Annotated in this window: 10 protein-coding genes; 6 read left to right on the top strand and 4 right to left on the bottom strand. The window is 61.9% G+C overall.

Going from position 1 to position 14,945, the window contains the following annotated elements:
* A partial coding sequence (locus AB7C87_RS23610) for an ABC transporter substrate-binding protein (protein WP_369731990.1) occupies positions 1-1,578 on the bottom strand: 1,578 nt, incomplete at its 3' end.
* Between the two features lie 1,172 nt (positions 1,579-2,750).
* Between AB7C87_RS23610 and AB7C87_RS23615 the strand changes: the two genes are divergently transcribed.
* The 5 genes from AB7C87_RS23615 (at position 2,751) to AB7C87_RS23635 (ending at position 8,610) form a co-directional block, all read left to right on the top strand.
* Positions 2,751-3,974 carry an aminotransferase class V-fold PLP-dependent enzyme gene (locus tag AB7C87_RS23615; RefSeq protein ID WP_369731991.1) on the top strand — a complete coding sequence of 408 codons (1,224 nt, stop codon included), beginning with the start codon at positions 2,751-2,753 and terminating at the stop codon, positions 3,972-3,974.
* A 91-nt stretch (positions 3,975-4,065) separates the two neighbouring features.
* Positions 4,066-4,446 carry a Rid family detoxifying hydrolase gene (locus AB7C87_RS23620; protein ID WP_369731992.1) on the top strand — a complete coding sequence of 127 codons (381 nt, stop codon included), beginning with the start codon at positions 4,066-4,068 and terminating at the stop codon, positions 4,444-4,446.
* On the top strand, positions 4,443-5,504 hold the full coding sequence (locus AB7C87_RS23625; RefSeq protein ID WP_369731993.1) for a glucose 1-dehydrogenase: 1,062 nt from the start codon (positions 4,443-4,445) through the stop codon (positions 5,502-5,504). Before AB7C87_RS23620 ends, AB7C87_RS23625 begins: the two co-directional genes overlap by 4 nt.
* A gap of 217 nt (positions 5,505-5,721) precedes the next feature.
* Positions 5,722-6,723: a hypothetical protein gene (locus tag AB7C87_RS23630; RefSeq protein ID WP_369731994.1), complete on the top strand. Its 1,002-nt coding sequence runs from the start codon at positions 5,722-5,724 to the stop codon at positions 6,721-6,723.
* Positions 6,724-6,732: 9 nt separating this feature from the next.
* Positions 6,733-8,610, top strand: coding sequence for a glycoside hydrolase family 9 protein (locus AB7C87_RS23635; RefSeq protein WP_369731995.1), 1,878 nt, complete (start codon positions 6,733-6,735; stop codon positions 8,608-8,610).
* Between the two features lie 66 nt (positions 8,611-8,676).
* On the opposite strand, the gene AB7C87_RS23640 is transcribed toward AB7C87_RS23635, so the two are convergent.
* On the bottom strand, positions 8,677-9,417 hold the full coding sequence (locus tag AB7C87_RS23640) for a glutamine amidotransferase (protein ID WP_369731996.1): 741 nt from the start codon (positions 9,415-9,417) through the stop codon (positions 8,677-8,679).
* 171 nt (positions 9,418-9,588) lie between these two features.
* Here AB7C87_RS23640 and nagZ point away from each other — a divergent pair, with 171 nt between their 5' ends.
* Positions 9,589-11,175, top strand: a complete 1,587-nt coding sequence (gene nagZ / locus AB7C87_RS23645; RefSeq protein ID WP_369731997.1) for a beta-N-acetylhexosaminidase — start codon at positions 9,589-9,591, stop codon at positions 11,173-11,175.
* 176 nt (positions 11,176-11,351) lie between these two features.
* Here the strand turns inward: nagZ and AB7C87_RS23650 are convergent, their stop codons facing one another.
* Positions 11,352-12,722 (bottom strand): PKD domain-containing protein, encoded by a 1,371-nt coding sequence (locus tag AB7C87_RS23650; RefSeq protein ID WP_369731998.1) that lies wholly within the window; start codon positions 12,720-12,722, stop codon positions 11,352-11,354.
* 325 nt (positions 12,723-13,047) lie between these two features.
* Complete coding sequence (locus AB7C87_RS23655; RefSeq protein WP_369731999.1) at positions 13,048-14,679, bottom strand: PKD domain-containing protein; 1,632 nt, start codon at positions 14,677-14,679, stop codon at positions 13,048-13,050.
* Positions 14,680-14,945: the final 266 nt, after the last annotated feature.

The following is a 14,945-nucleotide window of genomic DNA, read 5'->3' on the forward strand; positions in this document are numbered from 1 at the left end:
ATCGTCGTTGGTGTTTGCGATCGTCGACAGTTCCTCGCGCGGGTTGACGCTGATCTCGCCGCCGTTGCCGTCCGGAATCGTGATCACCTCGTCTTCGGGGTAATTGAAGAAGTTCGGTCGACCGTGTTCGTCGTTCTCGAACTTCCAACTGAACGAGTAGTACGGGTGATTCACCGCGGCGTCGCCACCGCCGATGTGGTTGTATGCCGCGACGCTGAAGTCGCCACTCGAGAGGGCCTGTTCCCAGACACCCTGGTCTTCGGACGCCAACTCGGCGTCGAAGCCGGCTTGCGAAAGCTGGTCGACCATCGTGCTGACAGGGGTGACCCAGTCGCTCCAGCCCGCGGGAACGACGATCGACGTGTCGATAGTGGAGCCATCACGTTCCCAGAGGTCGTCGTCGTTTCGTTCGTAGCCGGCGTCCTGAAGGAGCGCTTCGACCCGTTGGTGATCCTGATCGTAGCTCTTGTACTCCCCAGGATTGACCCAGTCGCTGGTCGACGGCACCGTCAGCCCGGCTTGTACGGGGAACTCCATTTTCGTGTCCGCCCCGGCCGCGGCGATTGCGGATTCGGTATCGACGGCGTAGCAGAACGCTTGCCGGACCGAACGCTCGCCGAAGTGGTCGTCGTCGTGATTGAACACGATTCCGAGCCCGAAGCCGCCGGGGATCTGGATTTGCTCGAGGGTGTCGGGGAACTGCTGGAGGGCGCCGGGCCCAGCGAACAGGCTGTGGACGCCGTCGAGTTCCCCGGCCGCGAACGACTGGTGGTAGGCTTCGTTCCCGGTTCGGTACTCCATCTGGTAGCCGTTCCAGTTGTAGTTATCTGCCAAATGGTGGTCGTCACGGATATCGAACCGGGCCCGCTGTTCGTCCGTTTCCGTCAGTTCGACCGGCCCGGACGGCGTCGGCTCTTGGACGTCGTGTCCGAAGATGTCTCCTTGAACGTCTTCGCCGTCGAGATACGCTTCGTGGACCTCCCCCCAGTCTGCGGGGGGATGGTCGAGGGAGCGGTCCAAGACGACGTGTCGGACGAGGTCCTGGTTGGTGTCTTCGTCGAAGTACAGTTCGATCGTGTGGTCGTCGACGGCTTCGAACTCGTCGACGAAGTCGTACAGTTTGTCCTCGAGCGGGTCCCCGAGCTCGAGTTGCATTATGAAGTCGTCGGCAGTGATGTCGTCTCCGTTCCCCCACGTGAACTCGTCGCTGAGGTGAAGCGTCATTTGACCAGGCTCTAACTCCCAGTCTTCGACGGCATGTGGATGGTACTCGTCTTGATCGAAGATGTACTGTGCCCACTCCGCGAACAGTCCGAACGAAATGTGGGTGTAACCGGCCCACTGGTTCGGGTTGTACTGGAAGTCCGAAATCTGGCTTATGGAGTTCGCTGTCAGAAAGTAGGTGTCGGCGTGATCTACCACCTCGTCGTCCGGGTCTGGCACAGACCCGTCGTCACCACCGTTTCCGTCACCGTTACTAGCGTCACCATCGATGCACCCTGCGAGGGCCGTTGCACCTGCCATCCCTGCGACGGCGAGCATATTCCGCCGAGATACGACGCTGTCATACCTTGACATACACACAACAGTGTCTGTTCAACCCATATAACTGTTGTGTCTTTTGTCGGCCACGACGCGGCGTCGGTACGAGCTGTGGGTTTTCATCGAGCGATGATGAGCTGTTGGCGCTACGTCTGCCGACGGAGTCACCCGGCACTCGGCTCTGTCGAGTTCTTGATCGTGGAAAAGCGGGAGGCCTGTCGCGTGATCGTTAGTAGATCGGTTCACGCGAGCCCCATCGTAAACGACGTGTCCACACGTGTTGTTTCTCAATCGCTCTCGAAACGGTGTACAAACAACCGCTTCTTCGACGTCGCTCTCCACGTATCGTCCAACTGGAACCGTTTGCACACCCGATCGCACTCTGGAGGCCGGTACTGATCGTGCTGGCCGCTTTGAGGGAAAGCATATCGAATTTCAACGACTAAAATACAAGCGACCCGTTCTGATTTCGGTAGGCGAAACACGTCCCGTTCCAACGGGAGGCGACTCCGCTCTTACCGCGTGTCGTGGTAAAAACTCGCAGTGAGTTGGCGATTTTATATGACGTACCGGACACTTTCGCCCTTCGATGTGTATCGGTGTACTGTCTCTGTGCTCCGTGGAAGTGTGACCAAATCACCATCATTTCTCTCTCCGAAACACATGCTTGCTCGCTCCCGAACTCGCTTCCCGTACCGTTTACAACTGTACTGGTGTAACACCGGGGCGCAGTTATCGTCCCTCTGTGGAGTCTCGCCTAGTTGTGGAAAAATGCCGGAGAATACGGTGGGGGATCGTGGCTACGGTCCGTGTATTTTCTCTCTCCGAAACACTCGGAATATCTGAGCGAACCGTGAGAACCGAACGTCGGGGATCGAGCGTGTGTTCCCGGTCGAAACGCCGGAATCAGCTTCATGGGAGGACGGATCGAGCCGGTTCGACCGCGGTCGGCTCGAGTGGGTGTACGATGACGTTCTGGTGTGAGATCGAGTTCGGTCCTCTCGCGTCGGCGGAGTCGGCGAGCACACGTCGTGTTGTCTGGTCCGCTGTTCCGATTTCCGGTACAATCGCGGACGGACCGTGGGTTTGCCGATGTGGATGTCCGGGAGAATTCCTCTCTCGTCACCGACGGTATTTCTCACAGAGAAACAGCGGCGAGGGCCGTGTTGGAACCTAACTTTTTTATTCATTATCTGCTGACTAGGCCCATGGGAAAGGTACTCGGAAGCGACTCCATCTATGACGAGCTAGACATTCCAACGGTTATCAACGCGACAGGGACCAAGACCCGAATCGGCGGAAGCCGAATCCGACCCGAAGCGGTCGAAGCGATGAACCGGGCCGCGGACTCGTTCGTTAGTATCTCCGATCTCCAGGCCACAGCAAGTGAGCATATTACAGAAATAACCGGTTCAGAGGCCGGATACGTCGCAAGCGGTGCTTCGGCGTGTCTCGTTCTCGGCGCGGCAGCTGCCCTCGCAGGCGACGACGTCTCTCGAATGAATTCACTCCCGAACACGGACGGGTTCCCGGACGAAATCATTATGCCTCGGACCCACCGCACCGGATACGATCACGCATTTCGAACGGCCGGGGCGACCATCGTTGACGTCGGGACCAACGATAAACATCTGGGGACCGGTTCGACGAACACCGAGCCCTGGGAAATCGAATCGGCGATCACCGAGGAGACGGCCGCGATCGGGTACGTCGAAAAGTCCTACACTGAGCCGCCCCTCGAGGTCGTCACCGAGATTGCCCACGAACACGACGTCCCAGTCATCGTCGACGCGGCGGCCGAACTACCGCCGAAGGAAAATTTCTCGAGGTTCGTCGATGCAGGGGCTGATCTCGTCGTGTTCAGCGGTGGTAAGGCGATTCGTGGTCCCCAGACGACGGGAATTTTGGCGGGGCGCCAGGATCTGATCGAGTCCGTTGCCCTCCAACATCTGGATATGCACGCCGCCAGCGAGGTCTGGGATCCGCCATCGAATCTCATCGATCCCAACCGTGTCAATCGCGTTCCGCGACAGGGGATCGGACGATCGATGAAAGTCGGAAAGGAGGAACTCGTCGGGCTCCTCGTTGCGCTGGATGAGTTCATCGCGGAGGATTATACGGAAAAGCGCCGGGAATGGCGTCAAACGGCCGAGTACATCGCCGACACGCTCGAGAACCTGGACGGTTTCGTGTCCGAGATCACACCCGGAAACGACGTCTCGGTCTCACCGGAGGTTACCGTTCGGATCGATCCGGCCGCCGCGGCGTTATCGGCGACCGAACTCACGGGCGCGCTCCGGTCGGAAACTCCACGCGTTTTCGTCGGAGCGGACAGGCTCGACGAAGACACTATCACGATCAACCCGATGTGTCTCGAGGGCGACGAGGTCGAGTACTTCCTCGATCGAATCCGGGCCCACGCGACGAGCTAAGAGCGGCGAATCCCCACTTACAGTCTCTCGAGAGCGGTTTTACGGTGAATCGAAACGTACTTGGCGGGTGCGTGAGATGAAATAACTGATTATGAAGGAGATATCTACGGATGATGCGCCGCCGAGCATCGGCCCGTTCTCGCAGGGAATCATCGATGGAGAGACCGTCTACGTCTCGGGACAGGGGCCTGTCGACCCCGATACGGGCGATCTCGTCGGGGACGATATTCGCGAGGAAACCCGCTATACGATGGAAAACGTCGGGGCCGTTCTTGAGGCGGCTGGAAGTTCCTACGACGATATCGTCAAGACTACCGTATATATTCAGAATATGTCGAATTACGACGCGATAAACGACGAGTATCAGGAGTTTCTGAGTGAGCCGTATCCAGCACGGAGCGCCGTTCAGGTCGAGGATCTTCCGGTCGACATCGGCGTCGAGATCGAGGTTATCGCACGGAGTACCCAATGAAGGCAATAGCCGTCACAGACGGAGACACTCGGCCTCAAATCATCGAAAAACCTGCGCCCGAGCCGGACGAGGGAGAAGCACTCGTCCGAACGCTTCGGGTCGGTATCGACGGAACCGACTTCGAAGTGATCGAGGGGAACCACGGCGGATTCCCCGACGGCGACGATCACCAGGTACTCGGCCACGAGACGGTCGGTGTCGTAGAGGACGCCAACGGGACCGAACTCGAGGACGGACAGCTCGTCGTACCGACGATCAGGCGGCCGGTCGGGGAATCGAACGCGTTTTTCGACCGCGACGAGCCCGATATGGCGCCGTCGGGAACGTACGTCGAACGCGGAATCGACGGTGCACACGGATTCATGGCGGAGTACTTCACCAGTCCGCCACGGTATCTGGTCCCGATCCAGGCGGAGTTCGCCGACGTCGGCGTGCTCGTCGAACCGATGAGCAATACCGCGAAGGCGCTCGATCACGCGTTCGCGTCCCGATCAGCGTTCGAGTGGGAGCCCGAGACGGCGCTCGTCCTCGGCAACGGCCCGCTCGGACTGTTGACGCTCGCGATGCTCGATTCGACCGTCGATCGAACCTACTGTCTCGGACGACGGGACCGTCCCGATCCGACGATCGATATTATCGAAAAACTCGACGCGACGTACGTCGATTCGAGAACGACGCCCGTGGCGGAGATTCAGGAGCAGTACGAACCGGTCGATCTCGCCTACGAGGCGACGGGGTACGCGAAACACGCCTACGAGACGGTCGACGTACTGGCACCCAACGGCGTCGGCGTCTTGCTGGGGATTCCCGGCGACTGGTCGTTCGAAATCGATGGCGGCCGACTCCACCGCGAGATCGTCCTCTCGAACAAGGCACTTCTCGGCAGCGTCAACTCGCACGTGACACACTTCGAAATGGCGAAAGAATCGCTGGCGAAACTACCCGAGTGGTTCCTCGAGGACGTCATCACCGACGTTTTCACCCCCGAGGAAGTCGACGACGCGTTCGAACGCGGTGACGACCGTATTAAAACCGTGATCGAGTTCGACACCCTGTAACGTCGCTCGCAAAACGGTCGTCGTGGTCGCTCAGTTTCACCCCGGTGACTTGGCTCGGATTGTGGATCGGTGAGACCGACGTTGTGGATGGCACACGCCTTCCCCGTTCCCGGACACGAATAGACGGACCAGCAAAGCCAGTACGTATTCTTCAGTTCCGGCGACGATAGTTCGCTGGCCCAAAGAATATAATAGATGGAATACCGTGTAGACGGTAATGCTCGAGAAAGGAACGAGTTACTTTAGTGTCAGAGATGTAAAACACGCCGAATCGGATCTGGACCGGTTTCGTGAGAGCGGGTTGAACGCCGTCTTGCATACCTTCAGCGAGCGAGACCGCCAGTACTACACCGACACGATGTCGGAGATCGTCGATGCGAGCCACGACCGGGATTTCACCGTCTACATGAACCCGTGGTCGGTCGGACAGGTTTTCGGCGGCGAGGCGCTCTCGGAGTTTATCGGCCACAACCCCGAGAGCTGTCAGGTGCTTTCAACCGGCGACAGGGTCCCCGCGGCGTGTTTTAACGACCCGGTTTTCAGGGAGTACATGTTCGAGTGGATCGACGACGCAACGGCGGTCGGTCCCGACGTCCTGTTCTGGGACGAACCCCACTGGTACATCCCTGAGTGGTTCGACCACGAGGTACCCGACGGTTCCTGGACCTGCCGGTGTGAGAGTTGCAAGCGCCGGTACGAGGCGGAGTACGGTGAACAGATGCCGGCGACTCGAACCGAGGAGATCGACGAGTTCCGGGAGGACTCGTTGCTCTCGTTTCTCGATGCCATGATGGAACGCACCGCCGAGAACGGCCTCGAAAACGCCGTTTGCCTGCTTCCGAGCGAGGACGCCGACCACGGCCTTTGTGACTGGGAGCAACTCGCGGCCAACGAACACCTCGACGTTCTCGTCACCGACCCCTACTGGGACGTCTTCGACGAGGAGAGCCCGGAGTTCATCGCGTACTTCACCGATACCGTCGTCTCGCTGGCCGAGCAATACGACCTCGAGAGTCAGATCTGGATTCAAGGGTTCCGTCTCGACGACGACCCCGAGACGGTAGCGGAGGTTCGACAGGCGACGCGGGCGGCAATCGACGGCGGCGTCGACAGCGTCTTCATGTGGGGATACGACGCGTGTCGATCGCTCTCCGACATCGCCTGTGCGGACCCCGACGCGGTGTGGGACGCCTACCTCGACGAACTACCCGCGGAGTAGCGATCCGCGATGAACGTGCTCGTCAACCACGCCGGTTACGGCCGCGACGACCGGAAACGGGCGATACTTCGGGGAACGTCCGGCGAAACGCCCGGTCGAGTCAGGGTGATCGACGCCGACACGGACGAGGTCACATTCGAGACCGAACCGAGTCGCGAGGGCCCCGTCGCCAACTGGGGCGACTGGGTGTTCTGGTCGGCCGAGTTCACGTCACTCGAGCGAGCGGGGGAGTACTACGTGACCGTCGGCGTGAGCGCCGACGCGACTAGAACGGACGCGAACGATGGCAGTGAAGCCACGAACGCCAGCGACGTCGGAACCGCTCCAGCCGAGGATCCGAACCGGTACGCGCGATCGCAGGTCTTTCGCATCGGTGACGACGTCGTCCTCGAAGAGGTGTTCTCGGACGTTCTCTACTACTTCAAGACCCAGCGCGCGTCCGGTCGGTTCGACCGGGCCGATCGAAGCGTTCCGTTCGTCGGCGATCGGGCTGACACCGTCGACGTCAGCGGCGGTTGGTACGACGCGTCGGGCGATACGAGCAAGTATCTGAGCCATCTCAGCTACGCCAACTACGTCAATCCCCAACAGACTCCGATCGTCGTCTGGGGCCTGCTCGACGCGGTCGATCAGCTGTCCGAAAGCGAGGAATCGCTCGGTTGGCGTTTCGAGGAGCGCCTGCTCGAGGAGAGCATCCACGGTGGTGACTTCCTCGTTCGAATGTGCGACGACGAGGGGTACTTCTATCACACCGTCTTCGACCAGTGGTCGAAAGCGACCGATCGGCGGGAAATCTGCGCCTACGAGGGCCAAGACGGGACGAAAACGACGGACTACGAGGCCGGTTACCGGCAGGGCGGCGGCGTCTCGATCGCGGCGCTCGCTCGTGCGAGCGGCATCGATTCGTCGTCGGAGATCGCCGAGGCGTCGGCGTTCGATCCCGATACGTACCGCTCGACTGCGGTCCGCGCGTTCGACCACCTCGAGGAACACAACGAGGCGTACCTCGACGACGGGGCCGAGAACGTCATCGACGACTACTGTGCGTTGCTCGCGGCGACGGAACTGTACGGTGTGACGAACGAGAAACGGTTTTCCGACGCCGCGATCGACCGCGTCCGGTCGCTACTCGAGCGACAGACCGCCGACGAGCGACACTCGGGCTGGTGGCGGGCCGACGACGGCGACCGGCCGTTCTTCCACGCCGCCGAGGAGGGACTCCCTGCGCTCGCGCTCTGTCGGTTTCTCGAAGTCGTCGACACAACGGCCTCGTCATCTCTCCGGAACGAGATTGCGGACGCGCTGGCGGCCTACTGGGCGTTCGAACTCGAGATCACGGATGCGGTGACCAACCCGTTTGGCTACGCTCGGGCGTACGTGAAGGCCGTCGACGAATCCGAACCACGATCGGCGTTTTTCTTCCCACACGAGAACGAGACGGGCTACTGGTGGCAAGGCGAGAACGCCCGCCTCGCCTCGCTCGCGGCGGCCGCCGTCCGATCGCTTTCCGTTCTCGAACGTGCGGAGTTCGTCGAATCCGGTGGCTCGCTCGGCTCACTCGAGTCGACAACGGACACGAACGATCGACTCCGAAGGTTCACACGGGCACAACTGGACTGGATCCTCGGGCTGAATCCATTCGACGTGTCGATGGTCGAGGGGACCGGGCGGAACCCTCCTCATTATCACGAGCAGTTCCGCAACGTTCCCGGCGGCGTCTGTAACGGGATCACCGCCGGCGTGACCGACGAAACGGAGATCGCCTTCCTCCCCGAGGGCATCGGCGACGACCACGCCCACCGGTGGCGCTGGGCGGAACAGTGGCTCCCACACGCCGCCTGGTTCGTCGTCGCCGTCGCCTCCTGGGCCTCGAGGCCGGGGGCGTGATTCCTGACGATCGGGTCGTGGCGGCGGATGTCGTCACCGGCGTGTCCCGACCACTCACCCGATGCGTTAGGCACTCGTGGCGTAGTCGAGGATCGCCGCCCAGAGTGTGGGGAGTCCCTCCCACTCGAGGAATTCCGGCGGTGCCCAGTGGGGTGCGCAGTCGGTGGTGAACGCGACCGTCCGACCGGCGCCGTACGTTCCGGCCACGAGGAGGGGATCGCCGTCGACAGTCGCCCAGACGTCGGCGTCGTCGTCGGCGACGACGCGGTTGTAGCCGAGTACCGGTGGCCATTCGTCCGGGAGATCTGCGTCCGGGCCTGGGACGCCCTGGTTCGTGGGTCGAACGCCTGCGGGTACCTCGATCCGATCGTCGCCGGGTCCGATCGACACCGGGAGGACGTCGGCGAGTGCGGTTCGGTCGTACCGTGCCTGCCCGTTGGCGCCAGCGAAGCTCATGTATCCGCCGATCATTCCGAGCGCGCCGCCCGCTTCGACGTAGGACGCGAGGAGTTCACACCGGTCGACGTCGGTCCTGCCCTGGCGTACCGCCGGCGTGAGTTGCAACGTATCCGCACCAATGTCACTCAATAGAACGAGGTCGTACCCCTCGAGTTCGTCTCGCGTCCGGGGAAACGTTCGGGTTGCCGCGTGACACGGCATGTACGTTACCGATCCGCCTGCGACCTCGAGCGCCGCGACGAGGTGGTCTGCCATCTCCTCGTACGTGCTATCGGTGAGGACGTCTTGGCCTTTGATTTCGAACGAGAGGGTCTGCCACGATTCGCCGGCAAGGAGTATCTCCGTCATATTGCGTTCGTGATTCACGTTGCAGATAGTATTGCGTATCGTTTCGGGCGAAGCACTGACGGATGGGCCGTCGTGACGGTGGGAGACAGTTCGGTCGCCGTTTCTCACGCTGGATGTGTGATTCGAGTGAACGCATAAAGTGATACTCCTGCAGACGTGAGGATACGCACGATGAGTGCGACACCATCGGTCGAATCACTGTCACTCGAGGAAAAGGTCGGTCAGCTCTTTCACGTCGGATTCGACGGGACCGAGCCGACGGCGGCCGTCGAGGAACTGATCCGGGAGTACCACGTCGGCGGCGTAATTTACTTTTCGCGGAACATCGCGTCGCCGGAACAGACGCGGACGCTTTCGCAGTCGATCCAGCGGATGGCCGCCGACAGCGGTTCCGGACTCCCGCTTTTCGTTTCGGTCGACCAGGAAGGCGGCACGGTCAGGCGACTCCCCTTTCATACGCCGGTCCCCGGACAGATGGCGATCGGTGCCACCGACGATCCGAACGCGGCGGCGACCGTGGGGGGCGTCACGGCACGACAGCTCCGAAGCGTCGGTATCAATTGGAACCTCGCGCCGGTGCTCGACGTCAACAACAATCCCGACAATCCCGTCGTCGGCGTCCGCTCGTACGGGGAGGAGGCCGAACGCGTCGGCGAGTTCGGTGCCCGGTACGTCGACGCGCTTCAATCCGTCGGGGTCCTCGCCTGCGGGAAGCACTTCCCGGGACACGGCGACACGACGACCGACTCTCACGCCGATATGCCGGTCGTCGACGCCGACGAGGAGCGAGTCCGTCGGGTCGAACTGACGCCGTTCGAGCGGGCGATCGACGCCGGAATCGACGCGATCATGACCGCTCACGTCGCGTTCCCGGCGCTTACGGGCTCCGACACGACGCCCGCCACGATCTCTCGAGACGTGCTGACGGGCTGTCTCCGCGACCAACTCGGGTTCGAGGGGCTGATCGTCACCGACTGCATGGAGATGAACGCGATCAGCGACTCGGTCGGCACCCCAGGAGGTGCCGTCGAAGCGGTACGTGCCGGCGCCGACGCCGTCCTCGTCTCCCACACGCCGGAAACACAACGGGCGGCGATCGACGCCGTCGTCGAGGCCGCCGAAGACGGCGATCTTCCCGATTCGCGGATCGACGACGCCGTCGAGCGAATTCTGTCACTCAAACGCTCTCGGACGCTCAGCTCCCTCGAGGTCGACGAGCCGACCGATTCAGACGCGCTCGAGCCGGATACGAGCGCGAATCGTGACGCGATCCGCGAGATTGCCACCGACGCGGTCACGCTGGTTACCGACGACGCGGGTCTTCTTCCGTTGGCGACCGACGAACCGCTGTCGGTCGTCGCCGCGTCGTCTTCTGTCGGATCGCCGGCCGAAGACAACCGACCGTACACCGACGCGCTGTTCGAGGCCCTCGAAACGCAGGGGTACGCGACGGAGCTGACCCAGTTTACCGACGCCTCGTCGCTGGACCCCTCGTCGATCGTTCACGAGCGCGTGTTGTGTTGTACCGCGGGCGCCGCTCGCGATCCGGAGCAGGCGGCCGCCGTCGAGTCGCTCGTCGACGCCGGCCTCGAGCCGGTCGTCGTGGCAGTCCGCGATCCGTACGACTACCACGCGTTGCCCTTCGTCGAGACGTTCCTGACGACGTACGATCCGACGCTCCCGAATTTCGAAGCGCTGGCGGCAGTGCTGGCTGGGGATCGGACACCACGAGGCCGCGTGTTGCCCAGCCTCCGGTAGCTGCCCGGCTGTCAGCAGGGACGACTTCGATGCTTCCAGATTTCTCGGGGGCGTCTCGGTCGGAGATGTCTCTGCCCGCCCGGCGCCGACCAGACAGATTATCGCTGGGATAATTCGAGGTTGGGGCGACCGCGCGGCCGTCGACCGGTTCGAAGCGAGAGAGAGCGCCCCGGCGTTCACTGACTCTCGCTCGCCTCGAACTCGTAGAAGATCTCCGAGAACTCTCCACCGTCGTCCTCACCGAGTACCCACGGGGCGATACTGTACATCCCCTTCTCGGCGGCGTAATCGACGAGGTCGCTCGCGACGTCGGTGTCGATCTCGCCCAGGTACGGCGTCACGCCGACCATCCCCCACAGCTCGTCTTCGGATCTGTCGGGGTAGACCTCGCTCAGGAAGTCGACGGTTCCCTCGAGCGAGGAGGTGATCGTCTCGAAGTTCTCGGGTGTGCCGTCGAAGTGCATCGTCATCGGCTGGACGTAGTCGAGTTCGAGGCCCTTTTCGACGGCGTCCGCGATGAAGACCTTTCCGGGAGAGTGACCGGAATCGACGATTCCGTCGGGGGTTGCCGCCACGGTAAAGCCGACGGTAACCTCCGGGCGTTCGTCTTTCAACATCGCCAGCGCCTCGTTGCGAATCTCGTGGAGGTCGTCGCGACGCCCGGCGTCGTCCGCGTTTTCGTCGTCGATGTCGATGTGCGTCGCGTCGAACTGATCGAGGAGGTCCGCATAGGCGTCTTTGAGCTCCTCGGGATCGTCGGCGTCTCGAGCGATGACGGGGCTGTCCCAGCCGCCGATAGAGAGGCCGACCTCGATGCCCTCGTCCTGTAGCGTCTGGATCTCGTCGGCGTAGGTGTCGAGTGGCTCCTGTTCGCACGATCCGTCGTTACAGTTCGCCAGCCAGCCGGGGGATATCTCGTCGTCACGGGTGGCGTCGCCGATGAACGACATGATGACGCGGTCGGTGTCGCGTTCCAGGGCGTGTTCGACGATGTCGTACCAGGTTCCCTGATACGGCGAATAGATTCCCTCGGGCGCCGGCGGTTCGATGTCGCCGACGTAGACGGTTCGCTCCGCGTCGTCTTCTTCCCCGTCGACGTCCGTGACGGTGAGCGAGACGTCGTACTCTCCGTCGACGTCGTAGGTGTGTTCGACGACGGTCCCGCTCGCGGTCGTCCCGTCGCCGAACGCCCACTCGACGCTCTCGAGGTCGCCCTCCGAACTCGAGGCGTCGAACGTCACTTCCTGGCCCGGATCCGGAGACGCGGGGTCGACGTCGATCTCCGCGCTCGGTCCGGGGTCGTACACCTCGAGTTGCTCCCAAGGGCCCCACTCGTTGGTTCCGGGTTCGTCGCCCTGGGTCCACCACTGGGTCTCCCAGACGGAGCCCTCGTGGACCACCCGATCGCCGTCGGTGTATACGGTATCGGCGTCCCACGCCGGGTACTCCTGTGCCGTGGCGCTTCCAGCAGTGGCGATGCCGACGCCAGCCAGAAGTACTGAGAGTGTCGATGCGTCACGTAGTACGTCTCGTCGTGTTCGTTTCATGGTTTTCGTGTTTCGAATCGACGAACTCCGCGATTGGCGTAACTCCCCCGGGCAAATCGCACTCGGAGTTCCGTCGGTTGGCTGTCCCTGGGAGTGATAACCAGTAACATTCGAAGAGTTATAATATTTCCTGAAATAGTCAAATAATTAAAATGATAGGGATGCCGGTACACTGATCGAAGATACCTCGACTACTGCCGTCGTCGGACCATCGGCCGGGTTCAGTGGTCATAGTCTGTGGGTCCGGCACCCATTACCGCCGTTCTCTGCCGACGAAAGCAACTCTCGAGCGCCTCTCCGATAGCACGCGTTCGCCCGTGGAATGCTAGTTTCCGAAGCGGTTTTTCATATCGAGCGTTTCGACCAGCTCCACGTTCGACTCGATGTCGGACATCTCCTCGCGGAACTCGACGTGACAGGTATCGAGCATCACCTCGAGCAGGTGGTCGTACGGCCAGTCGTACTGGCTGGGACCCGTGACGTTCCCGTAGGTACACGAGAACTGCTGGTTGGGATAGAGCGTCCGGTAGAGGTACGGGTTGTTGTGCATCGCCAGCCGGATGCCGTAGGCCGACAGCGGGGCGTCAGTTCCCTCGAAGACACCCGGTTTGTCGTCGTCCGGCAGTGCGACCTCGATAACGTCGCGTTGTGGATGGCCCACGGAGTAGTTCTTGCGCTGGGCGTTGTCGTAGGAGAACTGATCCAGTCCGGTCGCGCCTTTCGACGGGCCGACCCACCAGATGATCGTCCCACAGAGCAACAGCGGCACGTCCGTGGTGTTTTCGAAGATCAGCGACGTGTCGAACTGCCATCCCTCGCCGTGGAGCTCCGCGGTCGCCGAAAGCGGTGCGTTCGCGGTGAAGCCGTCACCGAGGAACTCGCCCGTGAGCGGGTGGATCTTGTCGACGGTGGCGTCGACGATCGGATTGTCGGTGTTGGTGTGCTGGCCGTCGCTGACGCTGTCGCTCCAGTCCGAGCGCTCGTGGCCCTGGTCGTGGACGAGATCGAACTCCTCGCCTCTCGCCCACTCGCCCTGGACGAACACCGACGGATCGTTCGTCGCCGAGACCGGACCCGACTGGGCTGTGAGGCCACCGTCCCGTCCGCTCCCGTCGTTGAACGGGATCTCTTCTGTTTCCTCGGCCAGTCCAGCCAGCCACGCCATGATTCGTGCGGTGTTCTCTCGGGACACCCCATCGTCGTCGAACCGCTGGACCAATTCGAGTCCCCGATCACCGAGCGCGCCGAGTTTCATCGAGCCGTCACCGGCGTTGTTCTCGATCTCGTCGACGTCGGCGCCGAACTCGGTGGCATCCGGGTGCAGTTCGTTCTCGAGCAACCCAGGAACGCCGCCTTCTGACTCTCTCGGGAAGAAGACCCGGTCGTACTCCGGGTAGAACTCCTCGAGAGTCGTGTCGGCGGTGACGTCGCCATCGGACTCGTCCTCCTCGAGGACGGTAACGGCCATCGAATCGATGTCGGTCTCGCCGTCGGCGTCGCTGACGATGAGTTCGACTTCGTACTCTCCTTCGTCCGTGTAGGAGTGGACAACGACCTCGCCGGAGGCTTCGGTGCCATCGCCGAGATCCCACTCGTAGGCGTCGATCCTTCCTTCGGAGACCGAGGCGTCGAACTCGACGTCGTCGCCGGGGGCCGGACTGACGTTGCTGACGTCGAAGGCCGCGGTCGGTCCGTCGGGTGGCTCCGGATCGGGCTCGGTCTCTTCGACCTCCTCCCAGGGTCCCCAGTCGCTGTCGCCTGGTTCGTCGCCCTGGGTCCACCAGTTGGCTTCCCAGACGGAGCCGTCGTAAACGACCCGATCGCCCGAGTCGTACACGTCGTCGGGATCCCAGTCGGGGTACTCCTGTGCAGTAACGATCCCGGCGACGCCGAGGCCAGCCAGGCAGACGGACAGCTTCGATGCATCCTGCAGTACCGTTCGTCGTGTTCGTTTCATGGTTGTCGTGTCTCGCTTTCGGTGGTGTTCTCCTCCGGTATGTCGATCGCGTGCTCGAATACGACACCGCTTGACTGACGGTGCCGTTTTACCCGAATCGCGGCCGAGGATTTGGTACCGTCGGCTTGAACGGAAGCCGGGTTCGGACGGAACCCGACGGGAGACCGATTGGAACTCCCGCCCGAGCACAACTATATTTTATACACCATATTATAAAATAATTATGAACGGCGAGTGTTACGAACGGCGAGCGCAGTGATCGGGAC

Source organism: Natrarchaeobius versutus (genome assembly GCF_041205745.1).
In the GTDB taxonomy this organism is placed as follows: domain Archaea; phylum Halobacteriota; class Halobacteria; order Halobacteriales; family Natrialbaceae; genus Natrarchaeobius; species Natrarchaeobius versutus.